Here is a 19773-nt window from a genome sequence, read left to right on the forward strand (position 1 = left end):
TAAGAAAAACAAGCGAGGCCTCAGATGCCCATTGCAGCTGCTGAATACGATTACGTGGTAGTAGGCGCCGGCCCCGCAGGCTGCCTGCTGGCCAATCGACTGTCCGCCAACCCTGCCCATCGCGTATTGCTGCTTGAAGCCGGCGGTCGCGACAACTACCCCTGGATCCATATTCCCGTCGGCTACCTGTTCTGCATCGGCAACCCGCGCACCGACTGGTGCTTCAAGACCGAAGCCCAGGAAGGCCTGCAAGGCCGAGCGTTGAGCTATCCGCGGGGCAAGGTGCTCGGCGGTTGTTCGTCGATCAACGGCATGATCTACATGCGTGGCCAGGCGCGGGACTACGATGGCTGGGCCGAGGACAATCCCGGCTGGGCCTGGAAGGATGTGCTGCCCCTGTTCAAACAGAGCGAAAACCATTTTGCCGGCGCCACGGATTTTCACAGCGACGGCGGCGAATGGCGGGTGGAGCAGCAGCGTTTGCACTGGCCGATCCTCGATGCCTTTCGCGATGCGGCGCAGCAAAGCGGAATAGACAGCATCAGCGACTTCAACCAGGGCGACAACGAAGGCTGCGGCTATTTCCAGGTCAATCAGAAAGCCGGAGTGCGCTGGAATGCGGCCAAGGCATTTCTCAAGCCGATCCGCCAACGGCCCAACCTGACGGTGATGACTGAAGTTGAAGTCGACCGCGTACTGCTGCAGAACGGCCGTGCGTCGGCGGTAGTGGGTCGCCAGCAAGGCCAACACGTCACTTGGCGGGCGCGCAAGGAAATCATCCTGTGCGCAGGCTCCGTGGGTTCGCCCGGCATCCTGCAACGCTCCGGCATCGGCCCTTCCAGTGTGCTCAAGCCGTTGGGCATCGAGGTGCTGCACGAGCTGCCCGGGGTTGGCGGCAACCTGCAGGACCACCTGCAACTGCGCCTGATCTACAAGCTGGAAAACGCCCGCACCCTGAACCAGATCGCCGGCACCGTGTGGGGCAAGATGGGCATGGGCCTGCGCTATCTGTATGACCGCAGCGGCCCGCTGTCGATGGCGCCCAGCCAGCTGGGCGCGTTTGCCCGCTCCGGGCCGGAACAGACGTCGGCCAACCTTGAATACCACGTACAGCCGCTGTCCCTGGAGCGCTTCGGTGAACCGCTGCACGCGTTCCCGGCGTTCACCGCCTCGGTGTGTGACCTGCGCCCGCAAAGCCGTGGCCGCATCGACATCCGCTCGGCCAACCCGGCAGACGCGCCGCTGATCCGCCCCAACTACCTCAGCCACCCCGAAGACCTGCGCGTGGCCGCCGACGCGATTCGCCTGACCCGGCGTATCGTCTCGGCGCCGGCCCTGCAGCAGTTCAACCCGGTGGAATACCTGCCTGGCGCAGAACTGCAAACGGATGAACAACTGCAGGAGGCCGCCGCGCGCATCGGCACGACGATTTTCCATCCGGTGGGCACCTGCCGCATGGGCAGCGACAAGGACGCGGTGGTCGACGCACAACTGCGGGTGCACGGCGTTCCCGGCCTGCGCATCGCCGACGCATCGGTCATGCCACGCATTACTTCAGGCAACACCTGCTCCCCCACGCTGATGATCGCGGAAAAAGCCGCGCAGCTAATCCTTTCGCCGAACACAAGGAGCCTCGCCCCGGAGAAAGAACTGACTTTACCGGCTTGACCTGTAGGAGCCCGGCTTGCCGGCGATGGCGCTCTCAAGCGGTGCACAACACTTGAAAACGCCATCGCCGGCAAGCCGGCTCCTACAGGGGAACAGCGGCGCCGATTCGGCGCCGACAGTGGAACAACAATAAATAATCACTGTGAGGGCTACCCAATGTCAGAACACGCTCAACCCCTGGACCCGGCGCTCGGCGCACGCTCGAGCAACGACACGCAGAAAGTCATCTTCGCCTCCTCCCTCGGAACGGTGTTCGAGTGGTATGACTTCTTCCTCTACGGCGCACTCGCGGCGGTGATCAGCAAGCAGTTCTTTGCCGGCGTCAACGACACCACGGCCTTCATCTTTGCCCTGATGGCCTTCGCCGCCGGTTTTGTAGTGCGCCCGTTCGGCGCGCTGGTGTTCGGGCGGCTGGGTGACATGATCGGGCGCAAGTACACCTTTCTCGCCACCATCATCTTGATGGGCCTGGCGACTTTCTGTGTGGGGCTGCTGCCGACCTATTCGAGCATCGGCATTGCCGCACCGATCATCCTCGTGGCGCTGCGCATGCTCCAGGGCCTGGCGCTGGGCGGCGAGTACGGCGGCGCAGCCACTTACGTGGCCGAACATGCCCCGGCGGGCAAGCGCGGCTTCCACACCAGCTGGATTCAATCCACCGCCACCCTCGGCCTGCTGCTGTCGCTGCTGGTGGTGCTGGCGTGCCGTTATTTCACCGGGGACCAGTTCGAAGTGTGGGGCTGGCGCCTGCCGTTCCTGCTGTCGATCGTGCTGCTGGGCATTTCCACATGGATCCGCATGAGCCTGCACGAGTCGCCGGCGTTCCTGAAAATGAAAGAGGAAGGCAAGGCCAGCAAGGCGCCGATCCGCGAGTCGTTCGGCAAATGGGAAAACCTCAAGATCGTGCTGATTGCGCTGTTCAGCATCAACGCCGGGCAAGCAGTGACGTTCTATGCGGCGCAGTTTTATGTGCTGTTCTTCCTCACACAGTTTTTGAAGATGGACCCGGCACTGGCCAACATGTTGCTGATCATCAGCGTAGTGATTGGCGCGCCGTTCTTTATCTTCTTTGGCTGGCTGTCGGACAAATTGGGGCGCAAGCCGGTGCTGATGGTTGGCCTGCTGCTGGCCACTGCGTTGTACTTCCCGATCTTCAAGGGCCTGGCGCACTACACCAACCCGGCGATGGACCATGCGAGCCGCCAGTCGCCGATCACCGTATTGGCTGACCCGGCCACCTGCACCTTCCAGTTCGACCCGGTGGGCAAGGCGCGTTTTGACAGCCCATGCGACAAGGTCAAGACCTTCCTGGTGAAACAGGGCCTGCCCTACCAAAGTGCAGCCGCCCCGGCCGGCAGTGCGGTGCAGGTGAGCGTAGGCGATGTGCAGATCAACGGTTACGACGAAGCTGCGCTGAAAGGTGCGGTTACGCTGGCGGGGTACCCGCAGTCGGCTGACGTGGCGCAGGTCAACAAAACCATGGTGGTGGTGCTGATCGTGGCGCTGATTTTGATCGCCGCGATGTGCTACGGCCCGCTGGCGGCGCTGATGGTGGAGTTGTTCCCGACGCGCATCCGCTACACCTCGCTGTCGCTGCCTTACCACATTGGCAATGGCTGGTTCGGTGGCTTCCTGCCGACGGTGTCGTTTGCGCTGGTGGTGTACACCGGCGATATCTTCTATGGCCTGTGGTACCCGGTGGTCATTACCGGGGTCAGCCTGATTGTGGGGCTGATTTGCCTGAAAGAGACCAAGAACGTGGACATCGACAAGAACTGAAGCTGACACCGCTGCCGGTCGCCCGACCGGCAGCGCAACCTTTTGCTGTACATCCATACAGATAAAGGTTGATCAATTCCCTTCTGTTGCGCATCCTGCTCCCCATTCAATTGTGTAGCGAATGTGGTGACCATGCGGCTGTTCCTCTGTGAAAAACCGTCCCAGGCCAAGGATATCGCCGCCGTGCTCGGCGCGACCCGGCGTGGCGACGGTTGTTGGCTGGGGCCAGGCGTGACGGTGACCTGGTGCATCGGCCACCTGCTGGAGACCGCCCCGCCCGACAGCTACGACGCCAAGTACAAGCGATGGGTGCTGGCCGACCTGCCGATCATCCCGGAAAAATGGAAGATGCTGGTCAAGCCCAAGACCGCCAGCCAGTTCAAGGCAGTCAAGCGCCTGCTGGGGGAAGCCCAGGAACTGGTGATCGCCACCGATGCCGACCGTGAGGGCGAGATGATCGCCCGGGAGCTGGTGGAGCATTGCCGTTATCGCGGGCCCATTCAGCGGCTATGGTTATCGGCACTCGATGACGCGTCGATCCGCAAGGCCCTGGCCTCATTGAAGCCCGGTGCAGAAACCTTCAGCCTCTACCATTCGGCCCTTGGCCGCTCCCGCGCAGACTGGTTGATCGGCATGAACATGAGCCGCCTGTTTACCCTGCTGGGCCAGCAGTCCGGCTATCAGGGCGTGTTGCCGGTCGGCCGTGTGCAAACCCCTACCCTGCGCCTGGTGGTTGACCGCGACCGCAGCATTGCCGACTTCGTGCCCATCGCCTACTGGGCCATCGATGTGGACCTGCGCCACGACCACATCACCTTCACCGCACAGTGGCGCGCGACCGAAGATGCCTGTGACGATCAGGGCCGTTGCCTCAACCCGCAGCTTGCCCGGGACGCGGCCAATGCCATGAGCAACGCCGCCAGTGCGCGGCTGGTGAAGTTGCGCACCGAACGCATGCGCGAAGTGGCCCCCCTGCCCTTCGACCTCGGCACGTTGCAGGAAATCTGCTCGAAAAAACTCGGCCTCGGCGCCCAGGAAACCCTGGATGTTGCCCAGTCACTCTACGAAACCCACAAGGTCATCACTTACCCGCGCAGCGATTGCGGTTACCTGCCACTGAGCCAGCACAGCGACGCGCCGAAAATCCTCGCGGCGCTGGGGCGGGCCGACCCGGCCGTAAATGAACTGATGCCACACATCGATCCGAAACGCCGCTCCCGGGCCTGGAACGACGCCAAGGTCAGCGCACACCACGGCATCATCCCCACCGGCGCCGGCAAGGATGTTGGGCAACTGACGGGCAAGCACCGCGCCGTGTACACGCTGATTCGTGCCCGCTACCTCGCGCAGTTCCTGCCCAACCATGAGTACGACCGCACCCAGGCAGATTTCGACTGTGCCGGTGAAGCCTTGCGGGCTGTCGGCAAGGTCATCGTGGAAGCTGGCTGGAAACGCGCATTGCCGCAAGCGCTGGCGCCAGCCACGGGCCGTGAAGCGCCTGCGCCACAGTCCTTGCCAAAACTGGTCCAAGGACAGGACTACGCCGTGGCCAAGGTCAACCTCAAGGACCTATGGACCCAGCCGCCCAAGCCCTTCACCGAAGGCGACCTGATCAAGGCGATGAAAAACGTCGCCAAGCTGGTAGAAGACCCGCTACTCAAGCAAAAACTCAAGGACACCACCGGGATCGGCACCGAAGCCACCCGCGCCGGGATTATCCAGGGCCTGCTCGATCGGGGTTACCTGGTAAAAAACGGCAAGGCACTCTCGGCAACGCCTGCTGCGTTCAGCCTGATCGACGCGGTGCCCAGGGCAATCGCCGATCCTGGCACCACGGCCATTTGGGAACAGGCGCTGGACATGGTGCAAAGCGGTGAGATGAGCCTGGAAGAGTTTGTTGCCAAACAAGCGGCCTGGATGAGCAAACAGGTGACCCGCTGCACCGGCATGCGCCTGACCATCAGCGGCCCGGCCAGCCCGGCAGGGCGAGGCGCCGCCCCCTGGAAAAACAAACGCAAACCCGCCAAACGCAAGACGGCCGCCAGCCCGAAACGCACAGCAAAACCGGCAAGCAAGGGCTAAAACGCACTAAAAATCGCGACAATGACGTTTTTCGACGGGATATACGCCGCTTTGGACCTTGCCCTGCTGCAGGCGGTCTAGGATTCTGTAGGGACTGCTAACCTCCCAACAATAACAACACCGGAGTGGCCTCCATGAAAACCGTTGCCCAAGTGCTGAAGTCCAAAGACCAGCAAAACCAGCAAGTCCACACCATCCCCCACGACCATACGGTATTTGAGGCGCTTATCGTGATGGCGTCGAAAAACGTCGGGGCGTTGCCCGTCCTCCAGGATGGAAAGGTGGTGGGCATCATCAGTGAACGGGACTATGCCCGTAAGGTAATCCTCCACGGATTATCCTCGGTGGCGACCAAAGCCCACGAGATCATGAACTCACCGGTGATCACCGTCGACACCCACCAGACCGTCGAGACCTGCATGAATATCATGACCGACCGGCATCTACGGCACCTGCCCGTGGTAGAAAACGGCGAGCTCCTGGGCCTGCTGTCCATCGGCGACCTGGTCAAGGAAGCGATAGCCGAACAGGCCGACCTGATCAAACAGCTGGAGCAGTACATTCGCGGCGAATAATCATTGGGGGCCCCATGCTCGATACCCTGCAACATCCGGTCGATGACTACCTCGACAGCCTGTACCGGGCCGTGGCCGAACGGCGCTTTCTGGTGCTGACCGGTGCCGGTATCAGCACCTCGTCGGGGATCCCCGATTACCGGGACAGCGAAGGTGTGCGCCGGGGCAAGGCGCCGATGATGTACCAGGAATTCCTGGCAACCCCGCAGGCCCGCCGCCGCTACTGGGCGCGGGCGATGCTCGGCTGGCCGAGGGTGCGTGTCGCGCAGCCGAACCCGGCGCATATCGCCCTGGCCACCTTGCAGCAGCGCCAGCGTATTACCGGGTTGATTACCCAGAACGTCGACACTCTGCACGACCAGGCCGGCAGCCAGGGTGTGATCGAACTCCACGGCAGCCTGCACCGGGTGCTTTGCCTGGATTGCCAGCAGACCAGCGAGCGGGATCGGATCCAGCGCCAAATGGAGGCCGAGAATCCGTACCTGGCGGGTGTGGATGCGGTTCAGGCACCTGACGGCGACACCCTGCTGGACCCGGCCTTTGAAGAACGCTTCCAGGTGCCCCGCTGCCCGCATTGCCGCGGGCAACGGTTGAAGCCGGACGTGGTGTTTTTTGGTGAAAACGTCGCCCAGGGTACAGCCGACAAAGCGATGGCAGCCGTGAACGGTGCTGAAGGATTGCTGGTGGTGGGATCGTCGCTGATGGCTTATTCGGCGTTTCGGTTATGCAAGGCGATGGTCGAACAGGGCAAGCCTGTGATTGCCATCAATCTGGGCAAGACTCGGGGTGATGAGTTGCTGCAACTCAAGATTGAAGCCTCCTGCGAGCGCTTGTTGCCGTTGCTGGTAGAACGACTGGGGTAAAGCCAACCGTGTAGTGAGGGGGCTTGTCCCCCGCTGGAGTGCGCAGCGCTCCCGCTTTTCCTGGGGCCGCTACGCAGCCCAACGGGGGACAAGCCCCCTCACCACAGACAAGCCCTCTCACCACAGAAAGCCCCCTCACCACAGACAAGCCCCTCCCCCGAAAAGAGCCACCAAACCGCAGACTAACCCGCACGAAAAATGACGCCCAAGTCACGCTTTCCGGCTTCACCCCCGCCCCACAAGGATTTATGTAGTGCTTGAAAATAATCACTACATAATCGTTGACGTAACCATTTTGTAATTGCATGATTCAAGCGTCTCCCGGATCGGGAGCGTTGGTAACACGCGTTTTGAACAACCTCGTCTGACCGCCGAGCTGTTTTTTCCGGATGTGCACTGCCCACAAGGCAGATTGATGAAGCTGACTGGCCCGAAAGGATCGGTACAAGGAGCTCAAACGCTGCTTGTCTTCGTTATGAAACCATTGCGTAGCAGGTCATCAGCAAGACTACATGCATCAGGTTCAAGACCCTGCCCGTATTCGGCAGACAGTCACTGACGCCCGGTTTTCTGAGCCGGAGATAACTTAGTAGTGTTAACGGATCAACTAAAGATCGCCAACTGGTCAAGGGGCTTACACATGAATCTGAACAACCAACCCACTATCGATGAATTGGCTGAGATGTTCGCAGCGCAGAAGGACACACTCGACGACCATATCCTCTGGATTGGTAAATCGGGCCAGGTCCATATTGACTGCCTGGCGCCCCATACCGTGGAAGAAGAGTTCGACAGGAATCACCGTGAGCTCGCCGCGCGCCTGAAGATGTACCGCCGTGGCCAGGGTTATGTTGGCAAGAAAGCCGCCGCCGATCGCAACTTTATCGAGCAGGTCTTTCATACACTTAATACCGAGTGGCAGCACCTCAAAGGCCATTCGCACGTTAAAGTGATCGACAGATACTGCTGATAGCTACGCACGTATTACTTAAGCCTGCTCGCTTAAACGAGCAGGCTTTTTTATTGCCGACGGTTATTGCAACAAGGCCGGAAAACGCCCTTTCCCCGCTTCGTCGCGAAAGATATCAAACATGGCCTGGGCCGCCGCCGAGAGTTCGTGCCCCGGTTTGGTCAATACACCTATCGGCCGTTCAATCACCGGATCGCGCAAGGTGATGCAGTGGGCGCCTGCTTCCTGCATTTGGCGCGCGCATAACGCCGGCACCGCACTCACGCCCAAGCCGCTGGCAACCATCTTGCCCACTGTCGCCAATTGATGACTCTCCAGCGCCACGGGCAGCTTCATGTCCAGTGCCTTAAGGTGATCTTCCAGCATCACCCGCACGGTGGACGGTCGCTGCAAGGTGATAAAGGGCTGTTCCAACAGAGTGTGCCAGGCGATATCTGACTTGCGCGCCAAAGGAGAATCACCGGGTACGACCGCCACAAAGCGGTCCACATACAGCGGCGTAAACACCAGTGACGAGCTTTCCGATGGCTCAAACGCCACGCCCAGCTCCACCTGGCGGTCCCGGACCATTTCCAGCACCTGTTCGTTGATCACGTCATTGACCGTCACGTTGACCTGGGGATAGCGCGCGCGAAAAATCTTCAGGATCGGCGGCAGTAAATTACCGGCAAACGACGGCATGGCCGCAACCGTCACCCTCCCGCGCTGCAAGGTGAAACGCTGGCGCAACTCATCCTCGGCGTTGTCCCAATCGGCAATCAGGCGCCGGGCCAGGGGCAGCAGGGATTCACCTTCGGGGGTCAACGCAACATTGCGTGTATTGCGGCTGAACAGGCGCCCGCCCAGACCTTCTTCCAGCCCCTTGATGGTCAGGCTCAACGCCGACTGGGAAAGGTGCAAGCGCTCGCAGGCCGCCGCAAAGCTGAGGGTCTGGGCCACGGCAAGAAAGGCGCGCATCTGTTTAACTGTCATAAAGCGTCTCCCGTCGGCTGACAACTATGCTGTTTTTTAAATCAATCAACCTTAAAAAACAACTTAACAAATCAATCCGTCGGCGCAACACTCGGTTCACATGGCTGGCCCACAAACAATAAAAGAGGTGCATATGGCAGGTTTCGATAAACGCGTAGCGTCCTATGAAGAGGCGCTGGCAGGCCTGGAAGATGGCATGACGGTGCTGGCCGGTGGCTTTGGCCTGTGCGGCATCCCGGAAAACCTAATCGCCGAAATCAAGCGTAAAGGCACCCGCGACCTGACCGTGGTCTCCAACAACTGCGGCGTCGACGGCTTCGGCCTGGGCCTGCTGCTGGAAGGCAAGCAGATCAGCAAGGTCTTCGCGTCCTACGTCGGTGAAAACGCCCTGTTCGAGAAGCAACTGCTCAGCGGCGAAATCGAAGTGGTCCTGACGCCCCAAGGCACCCTCGCCGAAAAACTGCGCGCAGGCGGTGCCGGCATCCCGGCCTTCTTCACCGCCACCGGCGTCGGCACCCCCGTCGCCGAAGGCAAGGAAACCCGTGAGTTCAACGGTCGCCCGTACCTGATGGAAGAATCCATCACTGGCGACTTTGCCATCGTCAAAGGCTGGAAAGCCGACCACTTCGGCAACGTGATCTACCGCCACACCGCCCAGAACTTCAACCCGCTGGCCGCCACCGCCGGCAAAATCACCGTGGTCGAAGTCGAAGAAATCGTCGAACCGGGCGAGCTGGACCCGGCGCATATCCACACCCCAGGGATCTACGTCGACCGGGTCATTTGCGGCACCTTCGAGAAGCGTATCGAACAGCGCACGCTCCGCAAATAACCCACCAGCCCAATAACAAGGAGACAAAAAATGGCGCTTACCCGCGAACAAATGGCTCAACGCGTTGCCCGCGAAATGCAGGATGGTTTCTACGTGAACCTCGGCATCGGCATCCCGACCCTGGTGGCCAACTACATCCCCGAAGGCATGGAAGTGATGCTCCAATCGGAAAACGGCCTGCTGGGCATGGGGCCGTTCCCGACCGAAGAAACCATCGACGCCGACATGATCAACGCCGGCAAGCAGACCGTCACCGCGCGCATTGGCGCATCGATCTTCTCCTCGGCCGAGTCCTTCGCGATGATTCGTGGCGGCCACGTCGACCTGACCGTGCTCGGCGCGTTTGAAGTCGACGTACAGGGCAACATTGCCTCGTGGATGATCCCCGGCAAGCTGGTCAAGGGTATGGGCGGCGCGATGGATCTGGTGGCCGGTGCCGAGAACATCATCGTGATCATGACCCATGCCTCCAAGGACGGTGAATCCAAGTTACTGAGCCAATGCAGCCTGCCGCTCACCGGCGCCAACTGCATCAAGCGTGTGCTGACGGACCTGGCCTACCTGGAAATCGAAAATGGCGCTTTTGTCCTCAAGGAACGCGCACCTGGCGTCAGTGTTGAAGAGATCGTCAGCAAGACAGCCGGTAAACTGATCGTCCCGGACCACGTTCCAGAAATGCACTTCCAGTGAGGACAGATTCCATGCAAGACGTCGTGATTGTTGCTGCCACCCGCACCGCCGTGGGCAGCTTCCAAGGTTCGCTGGCGAGCATCCCCGCCCCGGAGCTGGGGGCTGCGGTGATCCGTCGCCTGCTGGAGCAAACCGGCATCGACCCTGCGCTGGTGGATGAAGTGATCCTTGGCCAGGTGCTCACCGCCGGCAGCGGCCAGAACCCGGCCCGCCAGGCCTCCATTCTTGCTGGCCTGCCCCACGCCGTACCGGCCATGACCCTGAACAAGGTCTGCGGCTCGGGCCTCAAGGCGCTGCACCTCGGCGCGCAAGCGATCCGTTGCGGCGACGCGCAGGTGATCATCGCCGGTGGCATGGAAAACATGAGCCTGGCACCCTACGTATTGCCGGCCGCCCGTACCGGCCTGCGCATGGGCCACGCGAAGATGCTCGACAGCATGATCACCGACGGCCTGTGGGATGCGTTCAACGACTACCACATGGGCATCACCGCCGAGAATCTGGTGGACAAGTACGGCATCAGCCGTGAAGCCCAGGACGCCTTCGCCGCCGCCTCCCAGCAGAAAGCCACGGCGGCCATTGAAGCCGGGCGTTTCAGCGACGAGATCACACCGATCCTGATTCCCCAGCGCAAGGGCGACCCGATTGCCTTTGCGGTGGATGAACAGCCACGCGCCGGCACCACCGCCGAGTCCCTGGCAAAGCTCAAGCCGGCCTTCAAGAAAGACGGCAGCGTCACCGCTGGCAATGCGTCGAGCCTCAACGATGGCGCCGCTGCGGTGCTGCTGATGAGCGCCGATAAAGCCAAGGCACTTGGCTTGCCAGTGCTGGCCCGCATCGCCAGCTACGCCAACGCCGGCGTCGACCCGGCGATCATGGGCATTGGCCCGGTATCGGCCACCCGCCGCTGCCTGGACAAGGCCGGCTGGAGCCTGGGCGACCTGGACCTGATCGAAGCCAACGAAGCCTTTGCCGCACAGTCACTGGCGGTGGGTAAAGAACTGGAATGGGATGCGGCCAAGGTCAACGTCAACGGCGGCGCGATTGCCATCGGCCACCCGATTGGCGCGTCAGGCTGCCGCGTGCTGGTGACCTTGCTGCATGAAATGATCAAGCGGGATGCCAAGAAAGGCTTGGCCACACTGTGCATCGGTGGCGGTCAGGGTGTAGCACTGGCGCTCGAACGCGGCTGATTTCCAAGCCCATGATGAAAAGGCTCGGCCTGTGGTGAGGGGGCTTGTCCCCCGTTGGGCTGCGTAGCAGCCCCAATAAATTGACCTCGGTGTTTGAGGTAGAACTCATCGCAGGTTTTTGGGGGCCGCTGCGCAGCCCATCGGGGGGCAAGCCCCCTCACTACAGGCTGCGAGCGGTCAGTCCCGCGCCTGGGGCACCGCAAATACTGCATTGGCCCGCACCACCACCTTCTCTCCAACCTGCACGCTGACCGTGGCAAATGCCATCTGCCGACCGCGTTTGTGGTGCTCCAGCCGCACCTCGATCCACTCCCCCACCTGCACTGCCCCGAGATAATCCAGGGTCATGCTCGCCGTGATCAACGGCAGCGGCGGTTCACTGGAAAACGCCATGGCGTAGCCCATGCCCACATCCGCCAGCGTGGCCAATACGCCGCCATGCACGGTGCCGCGCCCGTTGGCATGGCGGTTGTCGGCGCGCAGGCCGATCTCCAGTTGCAAGCCTTCGCCACGGCAATACACCGGACCAAGCAGGTCCAGCAGCGGGCTGCTGCGCGACAAACGAGTGAAGCCTTCGGGGACGGCGAGAGTGCTCATAAAGTGGCCTTCCGTGTGATGAGCCATGGGTGTAACGCAGCCAGCGGCCGGCAACCATCATCATCAACCTGGTAAATCCCGTGGGATAAGCCTCCAGGAACGTGCCCGCGCATCCAGAAACTTTTTGTAATAACTCCTTCATCTTTCTGCCTGCCCTGTCGATATAGGTCAGCTGCACGGCAGGGTCGCAACCTGACCAACACGTCCTGATGGCCCCCTCCCGCCTAAAAACTCTTAATCGCATGGATGTCGCAATGTTGAATTCGGCTGCAAAGATGTTGGGTAATGTGAGCGTCAGGGCGAAATTGACCTTGGGTTTTGCACTCGTATTGATACTGACTGTGTTGATTGCAATCACCGGCTGGACTGGGCTGGGCAACCTTGGCGTGCGGGGGGTAAAGCTCAGCACGATCGCCAAGCTCAATGATGACTCCCGCGACGTGCGCATCGCTCGCTTGAGTTACACGCTCAAGCCCGAAGCCTTGAATGCCGCGGCGGTGGTAAAAGTCCTGGATGACCTGGATCGTCGAATCGGCTTGGTCGACGCGATGCTCAAGGCTCCCGAAGACCAGCGCTGGATTCAACAGGGCCAGGCTGCAATCAGAAACTATCGCGCGCACTTCCAGAACTTCGCCAGCGCCACCGATGCCCACGACGAGGATAAATCCAGGCAGGCCCAGGCAGCCTTGAACGCCGACATCGCGAGCCTGTTTGAAGCCTGCAAGCAACTGTCAGACACGCAAACCGAGAAACGCGACCAGGAAGTAAAAGTCGCCGGGCAACTGTTGTTCGGCGCCTCGGCCCTGGCGCTGGTGATCGGCATCCTGGCCGCCTGGATCATTACCCGGTTGATCGTCACGCCGTTGATGGAAACCCTGAAAAACGCCGAACGGGTGGCCTCGGGTGATTTGAGCCAGGACATCCACGTGTCCCGGCGCGACGAGTTGGGGCTGTTGCAGGCCAGCATGCAGCGCATGACACTGAACCTGCGCCGCTTGATCGGCGAGTTGCGTGACGGTGTGGTGCAGATCGCCAGCGCAGCCGAGGAATTATCGGCCGTCACCGAGCAAACCAGTGCCGGCGTCAACAGCCAGAAGGTCGAGACCGATCAGGTGGCGACCGCGATGAACGAGATGACGGCGACCGTGCAGGAAGTCGCACGCAGCGCCGAGCAGGCGTCCAGCGCCGCCGTGAACGCCGGCCACGAAGCGCGGGCCAGTGACCAGGTGGTCAATCAGGCGATTGAACAGATCAGCCGGCTGGCCACTGAGGTCGGGCATTCGACCGAGGCCATGGACGGACTCAAGCGCGAAAGCGCCAAGATCGGCACCGTACTGGATGTGATCAAGTCGGTGGCCCAGCAAACCAACCTGCTGGCGTTGAACGCCGCGATCGAAGCCGCCCGTGCGGGCGAAGCCGGGCGTGGTTTTGCGGTGGTAGCGGATGAAGTGCGCAGCCTGGCTCAACGCACCCAAACCTCAACCGAGGAAATCGAGGGGCTGATCAGCGGTTTGCACCACGGCACCCAGCAAGTCGCCCAGCGCCTGGAAAACAGCCGCACCTTGACCGACAGCAGCGTGGAACTGACCCGCCAGGCCGGCACTTCGCTGGCCAGCATCAGCCGTTGCGTAGCGGATATCGAGTCAATGAACCTGCAAATCGCGGCCGCCGCCGAGCAGCAAAGTGCGGTGGCCGAGGAGATCAATCGCAGCGTGATCAACGTGCGCGACATTTCCGAGCAAACGGCAGCCGCCAGCGACGAAACAGCTGCCTCCAGTACCGAACTGGCGCGCCTGGGCGTTCACTTGCAAAACCTGGTGAGCACCTTCAGGCTTTAAATCAGCGCCTCAGGCAGCGCTGATAACGCTCATCCACGCGCTTGGCGAACCAGGCCGTGGTGAGGTTGCGGGTGATTTTCGGGCTTTTCAGCACAATGCCCGGCAGGATCGCCCGTGGCAGTGGTTTGCCGGCGGCCTTGTCGGCCAGGGCGAACACGCGCTGGTACAGTGTGGTGTCTTCAAAGTCCAGGCGCTCGCCCTGCTCCAGCTGGCTGCGAATGCTTGGGTTGCGCATGTCCAGCGCCTTGCCCAGGGAGCGTACTGCCAGTTCGGTGGTGCCCGGCAGGAACGAGCCATAGTTGATCAAGTCGCCGTCCAGCGCCAGCGTGGTACCCGAGACCCGGCTGACCGCCGCCTGGAATGCGGCGTTGCGGCTAGCGTACCAACCGGCATTGAAATCGGCGAAGCGGTACAGCATCTGGTCGTAGTGCACCGGGTAGCCCAGCAGATGGGTGATGCCAAAGTACATGCCGCCCCGACGGGTGAACACTTCTCGGCGGATGCTGCCATCCACGGTGTAGGGGTAATCCCGCGCCTGTTTTTGTGCGAAGTCGATGCTGACCTGCATCGGGCCTGCGGTATGCACCGGGTTGAAGCCGCCAAACAGGGTATTGCCCAAGGGCACGACGCTGATGAAATCGTCAAAGATCCCACTCAAATCCCGCTCGGTACGCGCAGCACTCAAGCGCTCGGCGTAGGACTTGCCGGTGGGCGAGCGTAGTTGCAGTGCCGTGCGCACCAGCACCGCCGGCACATGGACTTTAGCGGCGCGGCGCAGGATTTCGTCCTGGGCGATCTTGCCCATGTTCGGCACCGGCGGGTCGACCTGATAGGTGGACTCCTGCTCGGTCACGGCCAGCACGGCGCAGATGTTTTCGGTACTGGGGTAGATTTTCTGCGTATTGAAGGCGGTGTAGATGTCTTGGGCCCAGCCGCCACGATCCGGCACGCTGGCCGGCATCAGCCGCACGACCTGTGCCTTCACCTCGGCTTCGCTGCGCTCGGGCAGTGGCTGCGTGCGCTGGCTGGAGCAGCCGGCCAGCACCAGCAAGGTGGTGAGGCACAGGATCAGGCGAGACGAATGCATGGGGCTTCCTTGGGCGACGATGGGCCAGTCTTGGCAGATATCGACCGGAAAGTCTAACCGGGGTTCGCCGTCCTGCTGCACTCGCCAATGAATGCAGAACATGAAGGATCAGGCACCCGTCGTTCCTGCAAGGCGTTTGAATGCCATGTTCAGCCTGAACTTCCTGACCACCTGCCTGATCGTCGTACTGATTCCCGGCACCGGCGTAATCTTCACCGTGCCCACCGGGGCTGACCGCCGGCAAGCGCGCCAGCGTATTCGCCGCGCCGGGCAGCAGCGAACAGGCTCCTAGTGGCGAGGGAGCTTGCTCCCGCTGGACTGCGCAGCAGGCCCATTTTCAGGGCCGCTGCGCGCCCCAGCGGGAGCAAGCTCCCTCGCCACAGGTTACTTAGATCCCGGCCAGTGCCAGGTCCATTGCAAAGTAGGTGAAGATCAAGTCTGCACCAGCGCGCTTGATCGAACCCAGGGTTTCCCGTACCACGCGGGCTTCATCGATGGCGCCCGCCTGGGCACCGAACTTGATCATCGCGTACTCGCCGCTGACCTGGTACGCCGCCACCGGCAAACGCGAGGCTTCGCGGATGTCGCGGATGATGTCCAGGTAAGCGCCGGCCGGCTTGACCATCAACGCATCGGCGCCTTCCTGCTCATCCAGCAACGATTCACGTACCGCTTCGCGGCGGTTCATCGGGTTCATCTGGTAGCTCTTGCGGTCGCCCTTGAGCGCGCTGCCGCCAGCTTCGCGGAAGGGGCCGTAAAGAGCCGAGGCGAATTTGGTGGAGTAGGCCATGATCGGAATATGGCTGAAACCCGCTTCATCCAGCGCCCGGCGAATCGCCTGCACCTGCCCGTCCATTGCAGCAGACGGCGCGATTACATCGGCACCGGCGCGGGCGGCGGCCACGGCCTGTTTGCCAAGGTTGACCAAGGTGCGGTCGTTGTCGACCTCGGCGCCGTGCATCACGCCACAATGGCCGTGGTCGGTGTACTCGCAGAAGCAGGTGTCGGACATCACGATCATTTCCGGCACCGCGTCCTTGATGATCGAGGACATGCGCGAGACCAGGCCACGCTCTTGCCAGGTGTCACTGCCCGTAGCATCCAGGTGGTGGGACACGCCGAAGGTCATCACCGACTTGATGCCGGCGTTGGCATAGCGTTCGATCTCGAAGGCCAGCTTCGACTCGGGAATGCGCTGCACCCCGGGCATGCTGGTGATCGGTACGAAGTCGTCGATTTCTTCTTCAACGAAGATCGGCAGCACCAGGTCGTTGAGGGTGAACTCACTTTCCTGGAACAAGCCACGCAACTGCGCAGAGCGGCGCAGGCGGCGTGGACGGGCTTCGGGGAACTGGCTGGACATTGATGCTCCTGAAAAAAAGGGCCGAGGCACATAGCTTAAGGGCGAAAGCTTATGCCCGGATTGACCGGGAGCACAAACGTCCGTTCGATAACAGTGCTTTTCTTATTCCGTAACAATGATGTTTGCGGCTATGCTCGGCAAAACAGCAAAGGAGCGCTCGGCATGTTTGATATCCAGAACTACGGCAGTTTTATCGCGGCCATCCTGATCTTCCAGTTGATCCCGGGGCCAGGCACCTTTGCCATCCTGCATGCCACGGCGCGCAATGGCATCCGCGCCGGATTTGGCGCGGTGTTCGGTACGGTGCTGGGCGATTTGATCTTCATGCTCGCTGCTTCCGCAGGCCTAGCGGCCCTGATGAAAGCCAACCCGATGCTGTTCATGGCACTGCAATGGGCCGGTGCGGCTTACCTCTGCTGGATGGGCCTGCAACTGCTGCTCACCCCGGTCAACCGTGATGTGGTCGGCCAAGAACCGCAACGCTCCGGCTGGATCTACTTTCGCCGGGCCATTGCGGTGAGCCTGACCAACCCCAAGGTGATCCTGTTTTTCGTGGCGTTTTTTCCGTTGTTCATCCGCCCGGATTCGCCCAGCAGCACCTTGGTGGCGATGATGGTGCACGTCACGCTGATCGGCTTTGTGTACCAGGCGCTGCTGGTGCTGGTAGGCAACGCGCTGGTGATCCGCCTGCGAACCTTTGCGCTGGCGCGTAAAATCGCAACCCGCGTGGCAGGCCTGGCGTTGATCGGGTTTGGGATCAAGCTGGCCGCCAACAACCGTTAAAGGTTCAACTGCCCTTCAATACACACCGCCACCGCGCCGCCGACCCAGATCTGCTCACCGCTCTGCTCCACGCGGATGCGCCCGGCGCGGCCCATGGCGGTGCCCTGGCTGACCACATAGCGGCTGGGTGCCAGGCCTTCGCCCAGCAACCACTGGGCGACACCGGCATTCAGGCTGCCGGTGGCCGGGTCTTCCGGCGCACCATCGCCGGCAATAAAGGCACGCACTTCAAATTGCGCCTCATCACCATCACGCTCCGGGTTCCATGGGGCAATCACGCCCACGGCCAACCCCTCCAACTGTGAATAGTCCGGACGCAGCGCCAGTACCTGTTCCCGATCAGCCAGCATCACCGCCAGCCAACCCGCGCCGTTATCCACCCACTGGCTGCGCACAATCGCCCCGGGTTCCAGGGCCAATGCCCGTCGAACACGTTCCACCAATTCGGGCTCCAGCGGGCCGGAGCGCAACAGCGGTGGCGCGATAAACGCCAGCTCGGCGCCTTGGCGACGGATGTGTACCAGGCCGATTTCACATTCCTGCACGATCTGCTCGCCAGCCGGTTGGCCGCCGGCCTGTAACCAGGCATGGCAACTGCCGAGGGTCGGATGGCCGGCAAACGGCAATTCCTTGAGGGTGGTGAAGATTCTTACGCGGTAATCCGCCCGTGGATCACGGGGCTTGAGCAAAAACGTGGTTTCACTGAGGTTGGTCCAGTTGGCAAAATCCGCCATTTGCTGGTCGCTCAGGCTGTCGGCACCCAGCACCACGGCCAGCGGGTTGCCCTTGAGCGCCACGTCGCTGAAAACGTCGAGCTGTTTGAAGTCGAAAGAAGGCATGCGGTTCCTTATGCTGGGATGTTCAAGCCACGGATCACGGCTGGCCGGGCGACAAAACCGTCCAGGGCCCGCAGTACGTTCGGGAAGTCGGTAATGCCCACCAGTTCGCCAGACTCATAGAAACCGATCAGGTTGCGCACCCACGGGAAGGTGGCGATGTCGGCAATGCTGTACTCGTCGCCCATGATCCAGGTACGGCCCAGCAGGCGTTTTTCCAGCACCTCCAGCAGGCGGCGCGACTCGGCCACGTAGCGGTCACGCGGGCGTTTATCCTCGTAGGCCGCACCGGCGAATTTGTTGAAGAAGCCCAACTGGCCGAACATCGGCCCGATACCGGCCATCTGGAACATCAGCCACTGGATCGTTTCGTAGCGCATTGCCGGGTCTTCGGGCAGCAGTTCGCCACTCTTCTCGGCGAGGTAGATCAGGATCGCGCCCGACTCGAACAACCCCAGCGCCTGGCCACCCGGGCCGTTGGGGTCAATGATCGCCGGGATCTTGTTGTTCGGGTTCAGCGACAGGAATTCGCTGGAGAGCTGGTCCTGGGTCTCGAAGCTGACCTTGTGCGCCTCGTACGGCAACCCAAGCTCCTCCAGCATGATCGACACCTTGACTCCGTTGGGCGTTGGCAACGAGTACAACTGCAGGCGCTCGGGGTGCAGGGCAGGCCATTTGGCGCTGATGGGGAAGTCGGAAAGTGAGTTCATTGCATAACTCCTGATAGATGCCCTGATAATAGTGGCTTGATGGGCGTCCTGCACCCGTCTTAAATCCGCAACATCCGCCGGTTAATCTGCTGCAAACGGCAAGGATGCCGCCCCATCTCCCCTGCGAAACGAACCAAACTGCCTCGGGGCACTCTTACAGAGCGCCCGCTGGCCGGGCTTGCTCGCCCCGATTCCTCGCACCGAGACTTAGAACCATCATGACCATCAAGCCTCTGTGCCTTGCCAAACGTCTTAAACGCTACACCTACGTCCTGTTGCCGGTATTGCTGGTCACCGCTGCTGTCGGCCTGACCCTTGAATCCAGGATCAGCCGCGCCCAGCCTGTCGACGGCGTGCAAACCCTGGTGTTCCTGCGCCACGGCGAAAAACCTGCCGGCGGCCTTGGCCAACTCAACTGCCAGGGCCTGAACCGCGCGATGAACCTGGCCACCGTGCTGCCAGAAAAGTTCGGCAAAGCCAACTTCGTGTTCGCGCCCAACCCGACGCGTAATGTCGAGGAAGGCGAAAAAGACAACTCCTACAGCTACATCCGCCCATTGATGACCATCAGCCCCAGCGCCATCAAGCTCGGGTTGCCGGTGAACATCAAGTTCTCGGCCAATGACACCAGCGCCCTGGCGGACGAATTGGTGGAAGACAAGTACCACAACGCCGTCATCTACACCGCTTGGTCCCACGGCTACCTGCCGGACCTGATCAACAAGGTGGCCAGTGAAGCGGTGGGTGAAAAACACGTGATTACCGACGATTGGTCCGGCAGCGATTTCGATACCTTGTATGTGCTGACCCTGACGTGGCACAACGGCAAGGCCACTCTGTTCAGCCGCAATTACAAGCAGGGCCTGGATAACGGCCAGCAGACGTGCCCGGAGGCGACGCAAGTCAGCGCCGATATCTGACCGCCCCTGAAGAAC

Annotated in this window: 18 protein-coding genes and 1 pseudogene; 13 read left to right on the plus strand and 6 right to left on the minus strand. The window is 61.4% G+C overall.

Annotation, left to right across the window (positions count from 1 at the left end; translation table 11 throughout):
- The first annotated feature begins 24 nt into the window (after positions 1 to 24).
- The 6 genes from RGV33_RS20100 to RGV33_RS20125 all read left to right on the plus strand — a co-directional run bounded on the left by RGV33_RS20100 (position 25) and on the right by RGV33_RS20125 (position 7937).
- A complete protein-coding gene (locus RGV33_RS20100; RefSeq protein WP_322145794.1) occupies positions 25 to 1668 on the plus strand; it encodes a GMC family oxidoreductase in 1644 nt (547 codons plus the stop codon).
- Between the two features lie 156 nt (positions 1669 to 1824).
- Positions 1825 to 3447 carry an MFS transporter gene (locus RGV33_RS20105; protein ID WP_322145795.1) on the plus strand — a complete coding sequence of 541 codons (1623 nt, stop codon included), beginning with the start codon at positions 1825 to 1827 and terminating at the stop codon, positions 3445 to 3447.
- A gap of 132 nt (positions 3448 to 3579) precedes the next feature.
- On the plus strand, positions 3580 to 5529 hold the full coding sequence (locus RGV33_RS20110) for a DNA topoisomerase III (protein ID WP_322145796.1): 1950 nt from the start codon (positions 3580 to 3582) through the stop codon (positions 5527 to 5529).
- Positions 5530 to 5663: 134 nt separating this feature from the next.
- On the plus strand, positions 5664 to 6104 hold the full coding sequence (locus tag RGV33_RS20115; protein ID WP_177042548.1) for a CBS domain-containing protein: 441 nt from the start codon (positions 5664 to 5666) through the stop codon (positions 6102 to 6104).
- Between the two features lie 14 nt (positions 6105 to 6118).
- Positions 6119 to 6967: an NAD-dependent protein deacetylase gene (locus tag RGV33_RS20120; RefSeq protein WP_322145797.1), complete on the plus strand. Its 849-nt coding sequence runs from the start codon at positions 6119 to 6121 to the stop codon at positions 6965 to 6967.
- 640 nt (positions 6968 to 7607) lie between these two features.
- Complete coding sequence (locus RGV33_RS20125; protein WP_322145798.1) at positions 7608 to 7937, plus strand: hypothetical protein; 330 nt, start codon at positions 7608 to 7610, stop codon at positions 7935 to 7937.
- A 63-nt stretch (positions 7938 to 8000) separates the two neighbouring features.
- Here RGV33_RS20125 and RGV33_RS20130 read toward each other — a convergent pair whose 3' ends face one another.
- A complete protein-coding gene (locus tag RGV33_RS20130) occupies positions 8001 to 8909 on the minus strand; it encodes a LysR family transcriptional regulator (protein ID WP_322145799.1) in 909 nt (302 codons plus the stop codon).
- A gap of 133 nt (positions 8910 to 9042) precedes the next feature.
- Between RGV33_RS20130 and RGV33_RS20135 the strand changes: the two genes are divergently transcribed.
- From RGV33_RS20135 to RGV33_RS20145, 3 genes are read left to right on the plus strand one after another with little or no spacing between them, the layout of a single operon-like run.
- Complete coding sequence (locus tag RGV33_RS20135; protein WP_322145800.1) at positions 9043 to 9741, plus strand: CoA transferase subunit A; 699 nt, start codon at positions 9043 to 9045, stop codon at positions 9739 to 9741.
- Between the two features lie 30 nt (positions 9742 to 9771).
- Positions 9772 to 10431 carry a CoA transferase subunit B gene (locus tag RGV33_RS20140; RefSeq protein ID WP_003211625.1) on the plus strand — a complete coding sequence of 220 codons (660 nt, stop codon included), beginning with the start codon at positions 9772 to 9774 and terminating at the stop codon, positions 10429 to 10431.
- A gap of 11 nt (positions 10432 to 10442) precedes the next feature.
- Complete coding sequence (locus RGV33_RS20145) at positions 10443 to 11624, plus strand: acetyl-CoA C-acetyltransferase (protein WP_322145801.1); 1182 nt, start codon at positions 10443 to 10445, stop codon at positions 11622 to 11624.
- Positions 11625 to 11801: 177 nt separating this feature from the next.
- Here the strand turns inward: RGV33_RS20145 and RGV33_RS20150 are convergent, their stop codons facing one another.
- Positions 11802 to 12221 (minus strand): PaaI family thioesterase, encoded by a 420-nt coding sequence (locus RGV33_RS20150; RefSeq protein WP_322145802.1) that lies wholly within the window; start codon positions 12219 to 12221, stop codon positions 11802 to 11804.
- A gap of 254 nt (positions 12222 to 12475) precedes the next feature.
- Between RGV33_RS20150 and RGV33_RS20155 the strand changes: the two genes are divergently transcribed.
- Complete coding sequence (locus RGV33_RS20155) at positions 12476 to 14059, plus strand: methyl-accepting chemotaxis protein (protein ID WP_322145803.1); 1584 nt, start codon at positions 12476 to 12478, stop codon at positions 14057 to 14059.
- 1 nt (position 14060) lies between these two features.
- Here RGV33_RS20155 and RGV33_RS20160 read toward each other — a convergent pair whose 3' ends face one another.
- Complete coding sequence (locus RGV33_RS20160; protein WP_322145804.1) at positions 14061 to 15146, minus strand: DUF1615 domain-containing protein; 1086 nt, start codon at positions 15144 to 15146, stop codon at positions 14061 to 14063.
- Positions 15147 to 15291: 145 nt separating this feature from the next.
- On the opposite strand from RGV33_RS20160, the pseudogene RGV33_RS20165 reads away from it, so the two are divergent.
- Positions 15292 to 15418, plus strand: a pseudogene (locus RGV33_RS20165) (LysE family translocator); the annotation flags it as partial.
- Between the two features lie 116 nt (positions 15419 to 15534).
- Here the strand turns inward: RGV33_RS20165 and hemB are convergent.
- Positions 15535 to 16509 (minus strand): porphobilinogen synthase, encoded by a 975-nt coding sequence (gene hemB, locus RGV33_RS20170; protein ID WP_322145805.1) that lies wholly within the window; start codon positions 16507 to 16509, stop codon positions 15535 to 15537.
- A gap of 162 nt (positions 16510 to 16671) precedes the next feature.
- On the opposite strand from hemB, the gene RGV33_RS20175 reads away from it, so the two are divergent.
- Positions 16672 to 17292, plus strand: coding sequence for a LysE family translocator (locus RGV33_RS20175; RefSeq protein ID WP_322145806.1), 621 nt, complete (start codon positions 16672 to 16674; stop codon positions 17290 to 17292).
- Here the strand turns inward: RGV33_RS20175 and RGV33_RS20180 are convergent.
- Both RGV33_RS20180 and RGV33_RS20185 read right to left on the minus strand, forming a co-directional pair.
- On the minus strand, positions 17289 to 18131 hold the full coding sequence (locus RGV33_RS20180; RefSeq protein WP_322145807.1) for a PhzF family phenazine biosynthesis protein: 843 nt from the start codon (positions 18129 to 18131) through the stop codon (positions 17289 to 17291). The genes RGV33_RS20175 and RGV33_RS20180 overlap by 4 nt on opposite strands.
- Positions 18132 to 18139: 8 nt before the next feature.
- The gene (locus RGV33_RS20185; RefSeq protein ID WP_322145808.1) at positions 18140 to 18838 is read right to left on the minus strand and encodes a glutathione S-transferase N-terminal domain-containing protein; all 699 of its coding nucleotides are present in this window, start codon (positions 18836 to 18838) and stop codon (positions 18140 to 18142) included.
- A 218-nt stretch (positions 18839 to 19056) separates the two neighbouring features.
- On the opposite strand from RGV33_RS20185, the gene RGV33_RS20190 reads away from it, so the two are divergent.
- The gene (locus RGV33_RS20190; protein ID WP_322145809.1) at positions 19057 to 19758 is read left to right on the plus strand and encodes a histidine phosphatase family protein; all 702 of its coding nucleotides are present in this window, start codon (positions 19057 to 19059) and stop codon (positions 19756 to 19758) included.
- The last annotated feature ends 15 nt before the right edge of the window (positions 19759 to 19773 follow it).

Origin of the sequence: Pseudomonas sp. Bout1, assembly GCF_034314165.1 — a bacterium.
Lineage (GTDB): Bacteria > Pseudomonadota > Gammaproteobacteria > Pseudomonadales > Pseudomonadaceae > Aquipseudomonas.